Origin of the sequence: Afifella sp. YEN Y35 (assembly GCF_047553465.1) — a bacterium.
Lineage (GTDB): Bacteria > Pseudomonadota > Alphaproteobacteria > Rhizobiales > Afifellaceae > Afifella > Afifella aestuarii.
Map to the genome: position 1 here is coordinate 2,199,548 of NZ_CP180203.1, position 18,151 is coordinate 2,217,698.

The window sequence follows — 18,151 nt, forward strand, 5'->3', positions numbered from 1 at the left end:
AAGTATGTCGGACGGCAGAGACGGCACAAGACATCGCGCTTCTGGCGGAGCTTCAGCCATTCCTGACGGCAGAAACACTGAGGTCATGGGTCTTTTATGCGAGCGCTCGTTTCTCCACACGCAACGCTCGGCTTTGTCTTGCAGCCGTCACCCCGTGCGCGGATGCCGCAGGGGCAATGCTGGTTCCCGCAGGTTCGCGCACCGTCCCTGCGAGGCCCTCGGTTAACGCCGCACGACCCATTCCCTTGCCCCGGAAAACAAACGAGCCTACCTCGCGCCCATGAACGACATTCCTTCCTCCCCGCCGCGCGCCGCAAAGCGGCCGCACGAGATCATCCGCCACGGCCACACCCGCAACGATCCCTATCACTGGCTGCGTGCCGACAACTGGCAGGAGGTGATGCGCGATCCCTCCGTCCTCGATCCTGAGATCCGCGCCTATCTGGAGGCCGAAAACGCCTGGTTTTCCGCCCAGATGACCGACACGGAAGCGCTACAGGAAAAGCTCTTCGCCGAGATGAAGGGGCGCATCAAGGAGGACGATTCCTCCGTTCCGGCGCCTGACGGACTTTATTCCTATGCGGTCCGCTACATCGAGGGCGGCCAGCACCCGCTCTTCGTGCGCCAGAAGCGTTCGGGCGGTGAAGAAACCATCCTTCTCGACGGCAACGCGCTTGCCGAAGGCCATGCCTATTTCAAGATCGCCGGCGCGGCGCATTCGCCTGACCATTCCCGCCTCGCCTGGGCCTTCGACGATGCCGGCTCGGAATTCTACACGCTCCACATCCGCAATCTGGAGACGGGCGAAGACATCGCCGACGTCATCCCCGATACGAGCGGCGGCGCCGTCTGGGCGGCCGACAACACGCATCTCTTCTATGTGCGTCTCGACGCCAATCACCGGCCGTCGAAAGTCTTCCGCCACAGGCTCGGCACCGCGGTCACGGACGATGTCCTCGTCTATGAGGAGGCGGATCCCGGCTTCTTCGTCGGCCTCGGCGCGACGCGGTCGCGCAATTTCATCCTCATCGACTGCCACACGCACGAAACCTCGGAGACGCGCCTCATCCCGGCCGACCGGCCGGAGGCGGAGCCCATCCTGATCGCGCCGCGCCGCGACGGCATCGAATATTATGTCGACGAGGCGAACGGCACGCTCTTCATCCGCACCAATTCCGGCGACGCCAAGGATTTTCAGATTCTGACGGCGCCCGTCGCGTCGCCTTCGCCGGAGAACTGGCGGCCGCTCGTCGCCCATGTGCCGGGGCGCCTTCTCCTGTCGCACGCCCTCTTCGCCGGCCATCTCGTTCGTCTGGAGCGCGAGGCCGGGCTGCCGCGCATCGTCGTGCGGCGGCTTCAAGACGGCGAGGAGCACGAGATCGCCTTCGCCGAAGAGGCCTATTCGCTCGGCCTCGATCCCGGCTACGAATTCGACACGACGACGATCCGCTTCTCCTATTCCTCGCCGACGACGCCGTCGCGCATCTTCGATTACGACATGGAGAGCCGCGCCCGCACGCTTCTCAAGGAGCAGGAGGTGCCGTCGGGCCACGACCCGGCGAAATACGTCTCGCGCCGCATCATCGCCCAAGCGCCGGATGGCGAGGAGGTGCCGGTCTCGCTTCTCTACCGCGCCGACACGCCGCTCGACGGTTCCGCGCCCTGCCTTCTCTACGGCTACGGCTCCTACGGCATCGCCATTCCGGCCGGCTTTTCCGTCACCCGCCTGTCGCTCGTCGATCGCGGTTTCATCTACGCAATCGCCCATATCCGCGGCGGCAAGGACAAGGGCTTTGCCTGGTACGAAGAGGGCAAGCGCAGCAAGAAGGCCAATACGTTTACCGATTTCATCGCCGCCGGCGAGCATCTCGTGGCCGAAGGTTTGACGACGCGCGGGCGGATCGTCGCCCATGGCGGCTCGGCGGGCGGCATGCTGATGGGCGCCGTCGCCAATATGGCCCCGGACCTCTTCGGCGGCGTCATCGCCGATGTGCCCTTCGTCGACGTCCTCAACACCATGCTCGACGACACGCTGCCGCTCACCCCGCCGGAATGGCCCGAATGGGGCAACCCGGTCGAAAGCGCGGCCGATTATCAGACGATCCTCGCCTATTCGCCCTATGACAACGTCACCGCGCAGGCCTATCCGCCGCTTCTCGCCATGGCCGGGCTCACCGATCCGCGCGTCACCTATTGGGAACCGGCGAAGTGGGTCGCAAAACTCCGCGACACCAAGACCGACGACAACATCCTTCTCCTGCGCACCAATATGGATGCCGGCCACGGCGGCGCCTCCGGCCGCTTCGACGCCTTGAAGGAAGTCGCCATCGAATACGCCTTCGCCCTCAAGGTGATGGGCCTCACCGACAAAGCCCCGCTCCCGGCTGTGTGAGGTCGCTTTTCCCATCTCGGGAACGACAGAACGGCAGAACCCGGCGGCATCCCGGTTCTGCTACCCGATCGGCCACCCCTCTTCAGCCTTGGCGATCGTCGAGGTCGCCTCGACAATCTCCTCCGGTCCACCCTTGGGCGGCCAGAGACCGGCGGCGTAGTGCTCTGAACGCAGGCGCGCACGCTCTTCGAGGCTCGAAAAGCCCCAGATATGCGTGATGCGCGGCGGCCCGTCCAAGGCGTAAAGGTTCGTCACGAGGTGATCGGTATAGGCCGCAGCCGGGCCAATCGCCGCCTCCCAGCCCGCGAGTGTGCGCGGCAGCCCGCCCGACCGCAGGTGATAGGTGCGAAACTCGAAGAGGCCGCCATATTGCCGGGGCGCAATCTCAGGCAGGAAGGGAAAGGGCGCGAAACTCTCCATCCGGAGCCCCTTCGCCGTCTCACGGGCGAAGAACGGGTCCTCGCTCATCAAAGCGCGCTCGCGCTCGGCGCGCAGCTCCTCCTCCGCCTCGAAGGAGCGGAGCACGAAAAGCTCGCCGATCGTGCCGATGTCGGAGCGCCACATGCCGAGCGGCGTGCCGAGCGCATCCTCATCGCCGATCCACCGCCGCGCGCCCTCGGCCGCCTTGGTGACGCCCAGCACCGGGCAGGAGAGCGTCGCAAGTTCATAGAGCATGTCGCGCCCTCACCTCATCGATAGCCAATCATTGATAGCCGAGCCGTTCTGCCAGCGGCTTCATGTCCGGCGGCAGCACCTTGCTCGATTCCGCCCCGAATGCGCCGAAGAGCGGGTCCCATTCCTCGATCATCAATTCCACGATCAGATCCTCGCGCGCAAACGGATCGCCCGCCACGATCTTCTCGATCTCTTCGCGGCTGTCGGCGACCATGATGAGGAAGCCGGCGCGCAGCGGCGTGCCCTTCAGCGGCCCCGAGGCCTTCAAGGTGCCCTCGTCGATCAGGTCGAGCAGATATTCCACATGCTCCAGCACATGCTCGTTCCAGCCGGGACCGTCCGGATGCGTCATCGTCACGATGTAAAAGGCCATGCCTCACTCCTCGAAAACCAGGTTCCTGAAAATCAGGACGCCGAGTTTCGGTGACCAACCAGGAGTGATAAATGCCTCTCCGGTTGTTCCTGTCCCAAGTGTGAGTGGTGAATGCCCGATCGGCTGGAAAGCATGTCCGTCTTCGTGCGCGTCGCCGAGCTCGGCTCGTTTTCCGCCGCCGCGACCGCCCTTTCCATCTCGCCCCAGATGGTCGCCAAGCATATCGAGGCGCTCGAAAAGCGTCTCGGCACCCGCCTCATCCACCGCACCACACGCCGCCACAGCCTCACCGATTTCGGCCGGCAATACCGCGACCGCTGCAAGGCGATCCTCGCCGATGTCGCGGACGCCGAAGCGCAGGCGTCGGAAACCGGTTCGGAACCGCGCGGCCTGTTGCGGATCAACGCGCCGGTGACCTTCGGCGCCCAGGTGCTCGTGCCGCTCGTCACCGCCTATCTCCGCGCCCACCCGCAGGTCACCTGCGACCTCGTCTTGAGCGACCGCTATGTCGACCCGATCGAAGAGGGTTTCGATCTCGTTTTCCGCATCGGTCCGCTGTCGGGCCCGCTGTCCGGCCCACTGGCCGGCCAGTTGACGCAGACGCACGCCCTTCTCGCCCATCCGTTGACGCCTTACCGGCTCGTCGCCTGCGCCGCACCCGCCTATCTCGCCGAACACGGCACGCCCGAAACACCCGAGGATCTGCGCAACCACGAATGCCTCGGCTTCAGCCCCTGGTCGGGGCCGCTCGGGCGCGAATGGCCCTTCTCGAAGGGGGGAGAAACGGTCGAGGTGCCGAGCGCGAGCCGTCTGTCGATCAACGACTGGCGGGCGATCCACCAGGCGGCGCTCGACGGATTCGGCATCACGCTCGGCTATGAAAGCGCCGTCGCCGACGATCTCACATCCGGCCGGCTCGTGCGTCTCCTGCCGGATTACGAAGGTCCGGCGCGGCCCTTCCATCTTCTCCATGCGCGCGAACGGCGCATGCGGGCGACGCTGTCAGGCTTCCTCGCACGCATCCTCGCGCGCTTCTCCGCAAAGTCCTGACCCGGGAGGTCCTGCCCCCGGGCCGGGTTCAGGCGGCTGCCGGCCCGGGATCGTCGTCATGCGACGACATGAGCGTTGTGTTGGCAGCGCCCGGCCGTCCGCCGGACCCTATCCCGCCCGTGACCCCGCCTGCAGCCCCGCTGTTGCTCGCGGCGCTTCGCACGGGCACCAGATGCGGGCGCGTCATGCGCGCCCAGCGCTGGCGTTCCGCCTCCGGCTGGTACAGCACCTTCAGGACCTCGACGCGTTCGATCCGGTCGAGGTGATCGACGTCGACGCTCTCGCCTTCCGTGAGCCCGAGCAGCATCACGCCGCGCGGGGTGGCGATCGACTGATGACCCACGCCCGGGATGTAATGGGCAGGGGTCACCAGGGTTCGTTCCTCCGGCAGCCGCTCGTCGACCCGCAATAGGATGCGCGAATCGATCGTTGCGACATCGGCAGGGAGATCCTCGGAGAAGACGAGCTGCGCCTCGCGCAGCTTGCGTCGCAATGCGGCCACGAGAAGCTCGTCGCTGCCGAGGCGGGCCTCGAGCAGGTTCTCGAGGATGGAGAAATCACGCGGAGTAACTTTGGGAAAAATCGCATCTGGCATGTCTGGTGTCCCGGTTATGTCGTTTCGTGAAGGACCCACGGCCGGGCTGGCTGATGCCGGCCCGGCCAGACGTGCAGAATTTCAGAACCCCCGCTCCGCTGCAGGCGCGGACATCACGGCACAACATCGGGCTCATCCCTCGTCCGCGAGCTTGAGGACGGTGAGCGACAGGGCGCGGCCGTCGCGCGCCTCCCAGGGGATCGTCTGGCCTCCCGAGAGCCCGATGAGCGCGGCGCCGATCGGCGTCAGCACCGAGATGCGCGCCTGCGCGACATCGGCCTCTTCGGGATAGACGAGCTTGTAGGTCCGCTCGAAACCGTCGCTCGTGGCGAAGGAAACGGTCGAGCCCATGCGCACCGTCTTGGCAGGGACCTTCTCTTGAGGAACGATCCGCGCGCGGTCGAGCTCGCTCAGGAGCTTTTCGCCGAGCTCGGCGAGCGGTCCGCCGAGGCTGTTGGCGATCGCATAAAGGCGCGCATGATCTTCGCTGCCGATGACGAGACGCGGCAGGGCTTTGGGTTTCCGGACGCCAGGTTTCTGGGCGACAGGTTTCTGGACGACGGGTTTCTGGACGATCTGAGTTTTTTCGGCGATCTGAGACATGGTTGCACGACCCTTCGGCCGACGAGACATCCCGCCGGACCACGCAAACGAGTTTTGGGAAAAACGCCTTCGCGCCGATCGTTCAGATCGCGGATCGTCCCGGTCGCAGAACGACCGGATCACAGATCATGCAGTTGATGGATCATGAAAAATCGCTGCGCACCCCCGAAGCTCGGAAGGCGCAACGGCCGAGCTTCGGGCTACAGTCCCGTGACGGGCTGGCCTTGGAGCATTCGCAGAATGGAAAGAAGCGCTCGGATCATGATGCCCTCAGGCTAGGCCTTCCGCCCCCAAAGTCAAGCGAGCGGGCCGACGCCAGGCGACGCCCCGGCAGACCGACCACGCCGCGTCTGATAACTCCAGTTGGCAATTCCTGCCCTGCACGCGACGGCTATCAGATGAAAGAGCATCCCCTCAGGAAACCAGCGAGACCGGAGACAGGTCGTCGGCGCCACAGGGCGCGTGGGCTGGGCTCTGCCGCAGCAGATGGAGAAAGGCGTGGTGCGTTCGTCGCGGGACGAGCGGGGGAACGTGTTCTATGCGCAGGTGGCGAGGCAAAGGTAAGATTGTGAAATGAGTTCAGAAACACAAAACCCCGCCGAAGCGGGGTTCTGGGACATGTGACAAGACCTAGGCTACCCTGAACTTGTCATCGTCCTGTGGGCAGCCTGCCTAGTGATCTAGGTCTTAAAGCCCGATATACGGGATACGCGTTTTATTTAGTAGAATCGGGCCATTTAAGCAAGCCCCCGAGCCCTAAGCCATGCACGACTCCGAGACGAACGGCCTGCAAATCTTCTCCGCTCATCCTTGGCGTTTCCCACTTGCGACGCCCTGTTTTAAAGCGGTCTAGTCGCTGCATTCTTACGCTCGCGACCAGATCGCACTTGGCCCAACATGGCAGCTCGTCGCATTCGTCGGGATGATAGTTTTTGGACAGCCGCACGACATATGGTTGATCGTGCTTTGGCGCAGTGAGGCTGATCGGCACTACAGTCGCCAAGCCGCTACGGTATGGCAGTCTCGGCGTGATCACGACGACTGGTCGCTTTTTGCATATTTCGGGCTCCTCGTATCCCCTGAAATCGCAAATTAAGACAGTGCCGGCGTGAGGATGAAAATTGATTGCCATTACTGCGAATCGATCTTCTATATTATCCTCAAGTGTAATTATTATTGCAAAATATGCCAATACGCGCAGCATGAGCGGTTCACCGGCGAAGTCACACAGCTGCCGATGAGTAAAAGGGCGTTGGCGCTATCGTTGCGGCGACAGTGATACTTCCCCCCGTGCAGCGCCCTTTCGGACCGGGCTATCGTGATCGTGCTCCTGTGTGGCGGGGGCAAGAGCAGTCAGGCCGGCGATATCAAGAAGGCGAAGGCCTTGGCTCACAAGTGGAAAGATCAGATATGACCGTGGAAACACTGCGCCCGTTCGATCCTGCTGAGGTTCTGACGAACGAGATCCGGATCGCGGAATACCTCGAAGCCGTCATGGACGAAGGCGGCGACGATCCGGCCTTCGTCGCGCATGCCCTCGGCGTCGTCGCGCGCGCCCGCAATATGAGCCAGCTCGCGCGCGACACCGGCATCAGCCGCGAAGGCCTGAACAAGGCTCTCTCGGGGGAAGGCAACCCGACGCTCGACACCATCCTGAAGGTCGCCAAAGCGCTCGGCCTGCGGCTCAGCTTTCAGCCCCGCAAGGCGCCGGCCGAAAAGGCGCCACGGGAGCTGACGGCGGCAGGTGAGGAATAAATTCCGCCCGCCGCCGTTCGCCTATAAAAGACCACGCTTCGATCAGCCACGCCGGAGGCCGCCGCGCAACCTCGCGGCCATAGGTGCAAGAGAGGTCTCACGACTTTCAGGGCACGCGCGCGCCGGCCCAGTGAGGTCGTCCGGTCCGTCGCGCGAGGCCTCGCAGCCCCCAAAACCTTGCCGCAGCGGCGTCTCCCCCTAGCTCCGCTGTATCTCCCGCGGACGTCCTTTCGCCCGCCTCCGCCAAAGCACGATCCCGCCATGCCATCTTCGTCCCAGCCGCCGGCCACGCCCCCAGCCGGTGCCGCCGCCCCTTCCGCCGCATCTGCAGAACACACCCTGCCGCTTTTTGCCCTGATGGCGGCGGTTCTCGTCGTCTTTGCGACCGCCAATGCGCCGGTGCCGATCTATCCGATCTGGCAGCATGCGATGGGTTTCGCGCCGGGCACGATCGGCGTCATCTTCGTCTTCTACAATCTCGGCGTCTTGCTCGCGCTGTTGTGCTGCGGCCGGCTTTCCGACCTCTATGGCCCGCGCCTCGTGCTTCTGCCGGCGCTCGTACTTGCGGTTGCGGCCGCGCTTCTTTTCGCCTTCGCGCCCAATGTCGCCGTCTTGTGCGTCGCGCGCTTTTTGATCGGGCTTGCCTCCGGCGGCTGCGTCAGTGCCGGCACGGCGGCCATTCTCCTCGCCGGGCGCCGGCGCGGCATCGGCCATATCTCGCTCTACGCCACTTTGTCGGTCGTTCTCGGCTTCGGCCTCGGCCCCTTGACCGCCGGCGCACTTGCAAGCTTCGCCCCCGCACCAAGCCGCCTCGTCTTCGTCCTCCTCGCCGGCCTGCTCGCGGCGCTCCTTCTCGTCCTCGCCCGCACTCTGCCGCCGCTCCGGCGACCGTCTCAGAGCGCGCGCATCTGGCAAATGCCGCGCCTGCCGGCGGAGAACCGGCCCATCCTTCTGACGGCGATCGTCATCTTTGCCGGACCGTTCGCGCTCTCTGCGCTCTTCATCTCGCTCGCGCCCTCCATGCTCGCCGATCTTCTCCATAACGCCAGCCCGATCGTCGCCGGCGCCGCCGCCTTCCTGGTCTTTGCCTCAGGCGGTTTGGGCGGCGTCTTTGCGCGCAAATTGACGGTGTGGCGCTCCGCCTGGCTCAGCCTGGCGCTGGCGCTTTCAAGCCTCGCGCTCGTGCTCTTGAGCGAAGTCTCCGTGTCGCTGCCGCTCTTCGCACTCGCCGCGGCGGCGGCCGGCATCGCTCAGAGCGTCGGGCAGTATACCGGCGTCCAGCTCGTCAATCGGCACACGCCGGAAGAGATCCTCGGCTCCGTCAACGCCACCTTCTTCCTCGGCGGCTACGGCACGGCGGGGCTCGCCGTTCTGTCGATGGGCTTTGCGTCGAACGCCTTCGGCCTCTTTGCCGGCAGCCTCGTCTTCGGCGCGATCTGCCTCGTCATGTTCATCGCCGCCATCTTCGGCGTCGCCACGACACGGCTCATCCCCGCCGAGGGGACCTGACACGGGCGATCGCCCGAGCGCTCGCATGCACAAAAACCCCCGGGGCACAAAAAACCCCGGGGCACAAAAAACCCCGGGGCCCACAAAAGACCCCGCGGTTCACAAGAAAGCCCGAGGCGCCGAAGCGCCCCGGGATTCGTCTCAGCCGCGCAGCTCCTGGAAGCGGCGCAAGGCCGCCTGTGTCCCGCGCCCCAGAATGCCGTCGATCGGGCCGTTATAAAGCCCCTTGTCCTGCAGCCGCTCCTGCACGGCGCGCCGGAAGGCGGCAGGCTGGCCGCGGGCATTGTCGTCGATCAAGAGCCTTTCGGCCCTGTCCTCGCCCTGCGCCAAGGCTTCCAGCATCAGATTGGCGGCGCGCAGCGGGTCCGCCTCAACGCCATTGCCGCCTTCCATGTACATGAAGCCGAGATTGGCGAGCGCCACGGCGTTGCCCTGGTCGGCCGCCTTTTGCAGCCACGAAACCGCCTTCTCGTCGTCCTGCGGCAGGCCGTTGCCGTCGCGGTAGAGGACGCCGAGATTGTTCTGCGCGGAGCCCTCGCCGGCGAGCGCCGCCTTGCGGTACCAGCGCGCCGCCTGGACCATGTCTTTCTCCACGCCGTCGCCGCGCTCATAGGCAAGGCCGAGCTCGTTCTGCGCCGAGGCGTTGCCGGCATCGGCCGCCCGCCGCAGCCAGGTGAGCGCGAGCTCCGGATCTTTGTCGACGCCGCGGCCTTCGCGGTAGAGGCCGGCAAGCTCGCTCTGTGAATCCGTGTCGCCCGCTTCCGCCGCGCGCGACAGCCACAGGGCACCCGTCACCGGGTCCTGCGCCACGCCGCGGCCGTAGAGATAGGCAAGGCCCAGATTGTGCTGCGCGGTGCGGTTGCCCTTCTCCGCCGCCTGCCGGTAGTAGGTCGCCGCCTTGACGTCGTCCTGCTCGACGATGCGACCGGTCTCATAGAGCCAGCCCATCTCGTTCAGCGCAAAAGCATCACCCTGTTCGGCGGCGAGGCCATACCATTTCGCGGCCTCCTCCCAATTTTCCTCGATGCCTTCGCCGTTGCGATACTTCGTGCCGAGATAACGCTGCGCCAGCGCATCGCCCGCTTCCGCCGCGCGGCGGTACCAGGTGATCGCCTCCGCGTCGTCTTCCGGCACGCCCTCGCCGAAATCGTACATCGTGCCGATCAGCGTCCAGGCGTGGGTGTAATCGGCATCGGCCGCCTTGCGGTAATGCGCCATCGCCTCATCGTCGCGCCCGGCCTTGTCGAGCGCATAGCCGAGCTGAAACTCGAGCCGCGGCTCATCGGGATTGGCGGCGAGCGCCGTCTCGCAGGCCTCGATCGCGCGCGGCGCATCGAGGATCGCAAACGGCACGCCCGGCACATCGGCCGGCCTTTCGGGATCTTCCGGAGAGGCGGCGAGCGTATCGCAGGCGAGCGCCAGGAACGGCGCCTGCTTTTCCGCGGCGGCCGCGACCCCTTTGCGGGTTTCTTCGTCGAGCTTTTTCTGCATGTCGGAGATGCGGCTTTCGGCGTCGCGCGAGACGCGCTCCACCTCTTCTGCCGCCGCCTCGCGCCGGTCGATCTCCGTGCGCGCGACATCGCTCAGGCTGCAGTCCGGAAAATCCTTCACATAGGCTTCGAGCGCGTCCGCGCCGTCCGCGCCGATCGCCTTGGCAAAGGCCTCTTCCGCCCCGGCACAGGCCGCATCCGCGCCTTCGCCCTCAGCCGGCACCGCACCGTCGGCCGGTGCCGCCCCGTCTTGCGCCGAAAGGCCGTCTTCCGCCGGGCTTTCGGCGGCTGCGGGCGCACTGCCGGCCTCGGAGGCGTCTTCCGCCTTCAATTCGGCCGGCGTGCTCTCTGCCCCACCGGAGGCCTCGCTCTCCGAGGCTTCACTGTCTGAGGCTTCGTCCTCGGGCGCCTCGCTTTTCGCGCCGTCCGCGGCACCTTTTTCCGCCCCGGCGGAATCGGCCGCGCCGCCCTTATCGTTGATCTCGTCGGCGGTCTCGTCGGCAGTCTCGTCGGCGGGCTCTTCGGCGACCTCGTCGCCGGCCGCATCCCTGTCCGTGTCGGCGGCCTTGTCAGGCGCCGTTTCGCCGTCCGTGGTCTCGCTCTCCTCCGCCGGCGTAACGGAGATCTCGGCCTGCGCCAGGCGCAGAAGGGGTGTTTTCACCAAGGTCGGAGGCGCGCCCGGACGCTCGCCCGCGAAGCTCGTCGCCTCGCTCAAAACCCCAGTAAACTCAGATGCTTGTGTCGTTCCAGCAAAACACACGGAAGCGAGGAGTGCTCCCAGGACGTGGAATTTCTGCGCCATATCCGATTCGATTCCCTCGGCCGCTCGATGGTGCCCGGGACGTTAGCGATGCGGCCCTGCCGGGACAAGCGGCCCGAGAGGCGGCCGCGGCCGGTATCAGAGGCCTTCCCTTGCGGAAAGCCGTTGTCAAAGAGGCCATCGCACTTATGTAGCCTGGAACCGGCCCCGGGCCGGTCGTGTTGACTACGCACCCGACTGCAATCTCAAGACAAGGAGATGGATCGATGGCATTCACCCTGCCGGACCTGCCCTATTCCTACGACGCGCTCGCCCCCCATATGTCGGCGGAGACGCTCGAATATCATCACGATAAGCACCACAACGCTTATTGCACGACGATGAACGACCTCATCAAAGGCACCGAATACGAGAACATGGACCTTGAGGAGATCGTCAAGAAGAGCCACACCGACAACCCGAAGCTCTTCAACCAGGCCGGGCAGTTCTACAACCACATCCATTTCTGGAAGTGGATGAAGGCCGGCGGCGGCGGCACCTCCCTGCCGGGCGGTCTCGCCTCGCAGATCCAGTCCGATCTCGGCTCGTTCGACGAGTTCCGTTCCAAGTTCATCGATGCCGGCAAGGGCCAGTTCGGCTCCGGCTGGGCGTGGCTCGCCATGAAGGACGGCAAGCTCTCCGTCATGAACACGCCGAACGGCGAGAACCCGCTCGTCCACGGCGCCACGCCGCTGCTGGGCGTCGATGTGTGGGAGCATTCCTATTACATCGACTACCGCAACGCGCGTCCGAAATACCTCGAGGCCTGGTTCGACAACCTCGTCAACTGGGACTACGTCGCCGAGCTCTACGAAGCCGCGAAGTAAGCTTTTCGGCTGAACAGGCCGCCGGCTGAAAACGCCGTCGGCTCAATGCGTTCTAAGGCGTTTCAAGCTCCTTGCGGGAGCTCTGCCCCGGCCCCTGTGGCCGGGGCTTTTTTGTGGGGATCCGGCTCGTGGCGAGCTGCGGCCGCGCCGGCGGCGCGTCGTCCTTCCGGCTTGATCGCAAGCCCAGGGAGACCGGCGTCAGGCTCCCTCACGGGGCGCAAAGGAGAGATTGGCGAGACGCCATGCGCGTTCCGGGTCTCCCGCCCAGTAATCCTTCAGGACCATCGCCTTCGTCGGCGCCTCTGCGCCGACCACCTCGGCGGCGATGTAGCGCCCTGTCTCGCGAAGCCGCACCTCCGCTTCCGGAAAGCGCTCTTGGAGCCCCTCACGCAGAGCCTTTGCGTCGTCGGCAACGGCCGTACTGCCGAGTTCGCGCGGCATCCCGTCGATGAGCTCCGCCATCGCCACGCGCGCCGCGCGATAGCCGTCGTGAACGATGTCGAAGGCGATCAGGGCCGCCGCGGCGGAATCCGCCCACCACAGGCCGAAGCCGACGCCGACGATGCCGAGAATGCCCGCCACGCCCGTCATCCAGTCGGCCTTCTGCATCAGCGCATCGGTGTGCAGCACCTTGTCCTTGAGCCGCTCGGCAATCGGCTTCTTCAGCCGCCCGAGGATGACCGGCGGCACGACCGAATAGGCGAGCGCTGCCATCATCGCCCAGCCGATCCAGATGGTCTCCCCGAACACCTCCAGAGGACCAAGCGTCGGATGCTCCATGGCGATGAGTTTGCTGCCGGAATCGTAAAGGAGATAAAGCCCCATGAAGGCGAGCACGCTCGAGGAGGCGAGAAAGGCCAGGCTGTTGACGCGCTGAAAGCCGTAGGGAAACTTCCGGTTCGGAGCTTTCCGTTCGAAATGCACGGCGAGCAGGAACACCGTCGCCGGCAACAGGCCGAGAAGATCCTCCGCCCAGGCCGATTTCATCGCCTGGCTCGATCCCATGACGAGAAACATGATGACGACGATCGAGGCCTGCCATCCGAGCGTCCACCATTCCAGGTGAATGGCCCGGTTCAGGTCCGACTTCAGCTTATCGGGCACCGGCGGCATCGCGGTCCTCCTGTCTCAGGTCTTCTGCCTCAAGGTCTGCTGGACGAACATCAGCCAGCGGTTTTCGCCCGGACGCACGGCGGCACGCAGCACAGGCTCATGCACAGACGGCGATTTCGCTTCCGCCGGCGCGGTAAAGGCCACCCGCTTCTTCCAGGGCGAAGCCTTGGCGAACTCGCCCAGGACGAGGTCGATGTCGCCGTCCTCGAGCCGGCGCAGAAGAACTTCGTCGCTGCCCACCTCGAACTCCGCCTTGACGTCGGTGGCCTGCGCGACCCGTTCGGCGAGCGCGCGCTCCTCGCCCTCAACCGGACCGTCGGCCACGATGCCGGCATGCAGCACGCCCCTCTCCTTCACGTTCTGCATGGTCCCGGCGATGTCTTTGGGAAAGCCGTCACAGCCGGCAAGGAGGGGAATGAGGAGGGTCGCGGCAAAGCTCAGAAAAAGGCGGCGTGTTTCAGTCATGGTCGCGTGTGGTTTCTTCGATGCGAGAGAGGCGGACACGCGGCGGCCGAGGCCGTCAGAGCGATCTTATGCCACTTCTGTCTCGACGTCCGTCCTCGCCCATTCAACACATCCTCCCCGGCCGAGTTCCGCGCTGCGTCGGGGCCAGCGGACAGGCCGACAGGCGGGCGCGGCCCGTGGCGAAGACGGAACCCGGCAAAGGGCCGAAAGGCCTGGTTCGACGCCTTCGTCGACTGGGACGACGTCGTCGGGGTTTACGAAGCCGCGAAATCGGTTTTTCGGCCGACCAGGCCGTCGGCTCAATGCGCTTCAAGCTCCATGCGGGAGCTCTGCCCCGGCCCCTGTGGCCGGGGCTTTTTTGTGGGCGAGGCGCGGGATTGCGGGCATGCCCTCGCCGCTCGCAGCGGCCGCGCATCACTGGATGTCTGTGGGGGGGCGTCGGTGGCGCGTCGGTGGGGCGTCGGTCGCACGTCGTCAGCGACGCGAGCAAAACCCGCGTCCGTCATGCCGTGCTCACCGTCTCCAGAACATGACGATGTTTCCGACGACGGCAAGCGCTATGCCCAGGATCGATATCGGGGTCCACGCATACCCCTCGAAGAGGGTCGATGCGGCGAGCGCGACGATCGGGAAGAGAACGGTTGCGTAGCCCGCTTTCGCCGATCCGATGCGGGCGACCAGCATGAGATATGAGGTGAACCCGACGATGGAGCCGACAATCGCGAGATAGAGCAGCGCCGTCCAGTAGACGCCTCCTGCAGGCAGGACAAGCGGCTGTCCCGTCGCGGTCAGTATCGCGAGAAGGCACAGCGCCCCGATCCCCATGCCCCAGGCATTCGCGGTGACGGGGGTGATGCCGAGACGCGTGTTCTGCCGCGAGGCCATATTGCCCCAGGAGAAGAACGCCGTGCCGAGCACGGCCCAGCCAATGCCGCGCAAAGTCTCGGCGCCCCCGCCCATGTCGATGTCCGGCCAGAAGAGACAGACGACACCCGTGACGCCCAGGGCTCCGGCCAGCACCGTCTGCCGGCTGATCCTCTCGCCGAAGAAGAGCCGCGCATTGATGGCGTTGAAGATCGAGGCCAGCGAAAAAATCACCGAGACGAGCCCCGAGGGCACGAGCGACGTTGCGGTGTAGAGCCCCACGAAGTTCAGGCAGAAAAGACAGAGGGCCTGCACCACGACGAACCGCCAGACGGCGGGCCTTCGCAGGCGGCGCATCACCGCGAGGCCGGCGAGCATCAATACTCCGGCCAGAGCGAAGCGGTAAAAGATCGAGACGGTGACGGGAACGTCGCCGACCTGCGCAGCGATGGCGATCCACGTCGTTCCCCAGACGAGAACGGTCGCGACGAAGAGGAATGGGGTGGTCATCTGACGCTCCTGTGGCGCGTCATCTACGCCGTCCTGGGCCCGGCCTCTTGCACGATCTTGCGGCGGATTGCGATCCAGCCATTCCCTGCCGTGCACGGCTGGCCTAGAGGAGCTCATGGCCTCTGTTCGCGATTTCCTTCTCGGCTCTCCGGTCGCCCGCGCGGCCGCCACGCTCGATCTCGGCGGGGGCCGCGGCGTCACGATCTGGGAGAACCACGACGACCGCGTCTCCTACGATGGGGCGCGAGGCCATGCCTTCAGCCTCTACCTCGAGGGCGGGACCGGCACGCGGCGCATCGACGGGCGCGGCGCGCGCGGCTGGCCCGGCGCGGTCTGCATCTTCCCCGACGGGCAGAGTTCGGACTGGGAGATCACGACGCACTCGAGCTTCGTGCATCTCTACATGCCCGACGACCGTCTTCGTGCCGACTTCTCGCGCATTCACGATTGCGACGCCCGCCGGCTCGACCTGCCGGAAATCACCTTCGCCGAGATGCCGGCCCTGGCCGGACCGCTCCATGCCCTTGCCCGCGCGGCCGACGCCGGCGACATCCTCTTCGCCGACGCCGCCATGGCCGAAATCGTTGCGCAGATCGGCTCTCGCCGGATTTCTCTGCGGGGCGGGCTCGCCCCCCATATCCTGCGCCGCATCGACGATTATATCGACTCACATCTCGACGCGACGATCCGCCTGCCGGACCTTGCCGCGCTCGCGGGTCTTTCGCCTTTCCACCTCCACCGGATGTTCCGCGCCTCGCGCGGCATGGCCCTGCACGCCTGGATCACCGAACGGCGCATCGACCGTGCCAAGGAGCTGCTGCGCGGCACCGACCCTCTCGTGCAAATCGCCGCGGCCTGCGGCTTCTCCAGCCAGAGCCATTTTGCACGCGCCTTCAAGGCGCGCGTCGCCACGACACCATCTGCCTGGAGATCGGCGACGCGCAATTGATGGCATTGAAGCGATCAAAGAGCGCGCGCGCCCGAAGCTGAAAATTTGCACCGCCCATCTCGATCATTCAAAGTCTTCTCGCCGTTGGATCGCGCGGTTCTGTCGGCGAGATGGGGGAGCACCGTATGATCGGACGGGACCGGGCCGGAGCGAACGTCATGCAGCCGGCGGCAACGGTGCGCAGCGATCGGCGTTTCCTCGCCGGGGGGATCCGTTTCGTCCTTCTTCTGTCCGCTTTTCTCTTTGGACCTGTACCTGGAACGCATGCCATGACCGCTGGGGCCAATGTCGAATTCGAGCAGGTATCGCCTCACAACGACGAGGCTTTCGTGGAGCGCGTTGCCGACATGCGGCGGCACCTCGACGATCCTGATGCACGCTTCAGCGCCTCCGAGGCCATGCAGGCGCTGCGTGTTTTACGCAGCTATGCGGGCGAGCGCGAAGACCTGCTTGGGCAGCGCCGGGAAATCCTGTCCATGATGGGGCGTATCGTGAATAGAGCGCCGCTGATGGAATTCGAGGACGGGCTCAAGCCCCTCGGCGAATTGATGGAGATCGGGATCGGCGAAGACCGTCCGCCTCAGCGTCGCTTGTACGACCATTTCACCTACGCGGAACTCGCCAGCGGTTATGCGACGCTGCCTGGCAACAACGCATGGCATTCGTTGGCCGCCGATCAATATGGCGCAGCCGCTGCGATCGCCGACACGCTCGCAACCTTTTCGGAGGACCAGAGTGCGGGCCTCAGGCAAAGTCAGGCATACGAATTGCACGAGGCGGGACGCTACGACGAGGCGCTGGCCATCAATCGCTCCGTGCTGGCGATCGGTGAGCGGCTTCATGGGCCGACCGCTTCCGTTCTCGCGTCGGTTCTGACCAACATCGCCCAGAACCTCCATGCGCTCGAACGGCGCGAGAACATCGAACCCTATCTCATCCGTGTCCAGGAGATCGGCGAAAACGACAAAGACCTCGATCGTGTCCAGGACATGCTGTTCCAGCGCGGAGTGCTCGCCTACGAACGTGGAAACCCCGAGAAAGCGCGCGCGTTGATGCTGGAGCGCATCGCACGTCTTGAGGAGGCAGAGGATCAGGAACATCTTGCCGAGGCGCGGATCGATTACGAAGAACTGGAGCGCCGCATTCGCGTCGGTGATCAACCGTAGCGTGGTGACGGGAGATGGGACGAAGTTCCAGGCAAGGCCGCCACATGGCGGCCAGTGCCGCTGGCACATCCACGCCGGGTCTCACCCGTAGATTTTCAGAGGGTCGATGCGTGCATCTCCCTTTCTTCGACGACGGCAGCTTTGCGCCCCTTGTCGGGCGTTCCTAGCGATCAGTCGGCCCCTCCGAAGCGGGCGTTCGCCTTTGTCTGGGCAATGTCGTCGAAGGGTGGGAAGCTCCCGGTCTGCTTTCCGCCGATTGGGTCAGAAAGCGGACCGTTTCACGACCGATCGAAGTAGGGCTGCTAAGCGCCAAAGGCGCCGTCGATCGTGTGCATGGCGCCGGTCACGAAGCCTGCCTCCGGACCGGCGAGCCAGGCGACCATCGCGGCGACCTCTTCGGGCCTGCCATGGCGTTTCAATGCCATGAAGCTATGAAGAAGTTCGCGCATCGGTCCGTCCGCCGGATTGGCGTCGGTGTCGATCGGCCCGGGTTGGACGATGTTGACCGTGATGCCGCGCGGCCCGAAATCCCGAGCCAGTCCCCGAGCCAGTCCCTGCAGGGCGGACTTACTCAATGCATAGGACGCCATGCCGGGCACGGGCATGCGGTCGCCGTTCGCAGAGCCGATGACGATGATCCGTCCGCCCTGCGGCATCCGCCGAGCCGCCTCGACCGAGGCATGGTAGGGCGCATGGACATTGACCTTGAACAGGCGGTCGATCTCGTCCGGGTCCTGGTCCAGCGCGTCTCCGAAGATCGCGAAGCCGGAATTGACGACCAGAACGTCGAGCGGGCCACTTTCGCGCACGGTCGCGATCACGGCGTCGCGGTCGGCACTGTCCGTGCGCATCGCCTTGCAACCGGTTTCCGCCGCGAGCGCATCGGCCGCGTCCTTCGAGCGGGCATACGTGAAGGTGACGCTCGCGCCATCCGCCACGAAGCGTCGCACGATCGCGGCGCCAATCCCCCGGCTTCCGCCGAGTACCAGAACCGTCTTGCCTTGAAACGTCGCCAT

General features: G+C 65.3%; 17 protein-coding genes. 7 read left to right on the plus strand and 10 right to left on the minus strand.

What is annotated here, in order from left to right:
* Positions 1-280: 280 nt before the first annotated feature.
* On the plus strand, positions 281-2,392 hold the full coding sequence (locus ACK8CP_RS10515) for a S9 family peptidase (RefSeq protein ID WP_414831719.1): 2,112 nt from the start codon (positions 281-283) through the stop codon (positions 2,390-2,392).
* Between the two features lie 60 nt (positions 2,393-2,452).
* Here the strand turns inward: ACK8CP_RS10515 and ACK8CP_RS10520 are convergent, their stop codons facing one another.
* Entirely contained in the window at positions 2,453-3,067 is a 615-nt protein-coding gene (locus ACK8CP_RS10520) for an NIPSNAP family protein (RefSeq protein WP_414831720.1), read from the minus strand.
* A 28-nt stretch (positions 3,068-3,095) separates the two neighbouring features.
* Complete coding sequence (locus ACK8CP_RS10525) at positions 3,096-3,440, minus strand: YciI family protein (RefSeq protein ID WP_414831721.1); 345 nt, start codon at positions 3,438-3,440, stop codon at positions 3,096-3,098.
* Positions 3,441-3,551: 111 nt separating this feature from the next.
* Between ACK8CP_RS10525 and ACK8CP_RS10530 the strand changes: the two genes are divergently transcribed.
* Positions 3,552-4,490 (plus strand): LysR family transcriptional regulator, encoded by a 939-nt coding sequence (locus tag ACK8CP_RS10530; protein ID WP_414831722.1) that lies wholly within the window; start codon positions 3,552-3,554, stop codon positions 4,488-4,490.
* Positions 4,491-4,518: 28 nt separating this feature from the next.
* Here the strand turns inward: ACK8CP_RS10530 and ACK8CP_RS10535 are convergent, their stop codons facing one another.
* The 3 genes from ACK8CP_RS10535 to ACK8CP_RS10545 form a co-directional block, all read right to left on the minus strand.
* A complete protein-coding gene (locus ACK8CP_RS10535) occupies positions 4,519-5,085 on the minus strand; it encodes a nucleoside-diphosphate kinase (protein WP_414831723.1) in 567 nt (188 codons plus the stop codon).
* 132 nt (positions 5,086-5,217) lie between these two features.
* Entirely contained in the window at positions 5,218-5,688 is a 471-nt protein-coding gene (rnk, locus tag ACK8CP_RS10540; protein ID WP_414831724.1) for a nucleoside diphosphate kinase regulator, read from the minus strand.
* Positions 5,689-6,403: 715 nt separating this feature from the next.
* Positions 6,404-6,892 carry a type II toxin-antitoxin system PemK/MazF family toxin gene (locus tag ACK8CP_RS10545; protein WP_414831725.1) on the minus strand — a complete coding sequence of 163 codons (489 nt, stop codon included), beginning with the start codon at positions 6,890-6,892 and terminating at the stop codon, positions 6,404-6,406.
* Between the two features lie 206 nt (positions 6,893-7,098).
* Between ACK8CP_RS10545 and ACK8CP_RS10550 the strand changes: the two genes are divergently transcribed.
* Positions 7,099-7,443, plus strand: coding sequence for an addiction module antidote protein (locus tag ACK8CP_RS10550; RefSeq protein ID WP_234630522.1), 345 nt, complete (start codon positions 7,099-7,101; stop codon positions 7,441-7,443).
* A gap of 261 nt (positions 7,444-7,704) precedes the next feature.
* The gene (locus tag ACK8CP_RS10555) at positions 7,705-8,952 is read left to right on the plus strand and encodes an MFS transporter (protein WP_414831726.1); all 1,248 of its coding nucleotides are present in this window, start codon (positions 7,705-7,707) and stop codon (positions 8,950-8,952) included.
* A 141-nt stretch (positions 8,953-9,093) separates the two neighbouring features.
* Here ACK8CP_RS10555 and ACK8CP_RS10560 read toward each other — a convergent pair whose 3' ends face one another.
* A complete protein-coding gene (locus ACK8CP_RS10560; protein ID WP_414831727.1) occupies positions 9,094-11,244 on the minus strand; it encodes a peptidoglycan-binding protein in 2,151 nt (716 codons plus the stop codon).
* Between the two features lie 224 nt (positions 11,245-11,468).
* Here ACK8CP_RS10560 and ACK8CP_RS10565 point away from each other — a divergent pair, with 224 nt between their 5' ends.
* Entirely contained in the window at positions 11,469-12,068 is a 600-nt protein-coding gene (locus ACK8CP_RS10565) for a superoxide dismutase (protein WP_234630519.1), read from the plus strand.
* A 198-nt stretch (positions 12,069-12,266) separates the two neighbouring features.
* Here ACK8CP_RS10565 and ACK8CP_RS10570 read toward each other — a convergent pair whose 3' ends face one another.
* The 3 genes from ACK8CP_RS10570 to ACK8CP_RS10580 form a co-directional block, all read right to left on the minus strand.
* A complete protein-coding gene (locus tag ACK8CP_RS10570) occupies positions 12,267-13,181 on the minus strand; it encodes a cation diffusion facilitator family transporter (RefSeq protein WP_414831728.1) in 915 nt (304 codons plus the stop codon).
* 15 nt (positions 13,182-13,196) lie between these two features.
* Positions 13,197-13,646: a transporter substrate-binding domain-containing protein gene (locus ACK8CP_RS10575; RefSeq protein WP_414831729.1), complete on the minus strand. Its 450-nt coding sequence runs from the start codon at positions 13,644-13,646 to the stop codon at positions 13,197-13,199.
* A gap of 513 nt (positions 13,647-14,159) precedes the next feature.
* On the minus strand, positions 14,160-15,020 hold the full coding sequence (locus tag ACK8CP_RS10580; RefSeq protein ID WP_414831730.1) for a DMT family transporter: 861 nt from the start codon (positions 15,018-15,020) through the stop codon (positions 14,160-14,162).
* 115 nt (positions 15,021-15,135) lie between these two features.
* Here ACK8CP_RS10580 and ACK8CP_RS10585 point away from each other — a divergent pair, with 115 nt between their 5' ends.
* Entirely contained in the window at positions 15,136-15,969 is an 834-nt protein-coding gene (locus tag ACK8CP_RS10585; protein ID WP_414831731.1) for a helix-turn-helix transcriptional regulator, read from the plus strand.
* A gap of 125 nt (positions 15,970-16,094) precedes the next feature.
* Complete coding sequence (locus ACK8CP_RS10590; protein ID WP_414831732.1) at positions 16,095-17,135, plus strand: tetratricopeptide repeat protein; 1,041 nt, start codon at positions 16,095-16,097, stop codon at positions 17,133-17,135.
* A gap of 302 nt (positions 17,136-17,437) precedes the next feature.
* Here ACK8CP_RS10590 and bdcA read toward each other — a convergent pair whose 3' ends face one another.
* Entirely contained in the window at positions 17,438-18,151 is a 714-nt protein-coding gene (gene bdcA, locus ACK8CP_RS10595; protein ID WP_414831733.1) for an SDR family oxidoreductase, read from the minus strand.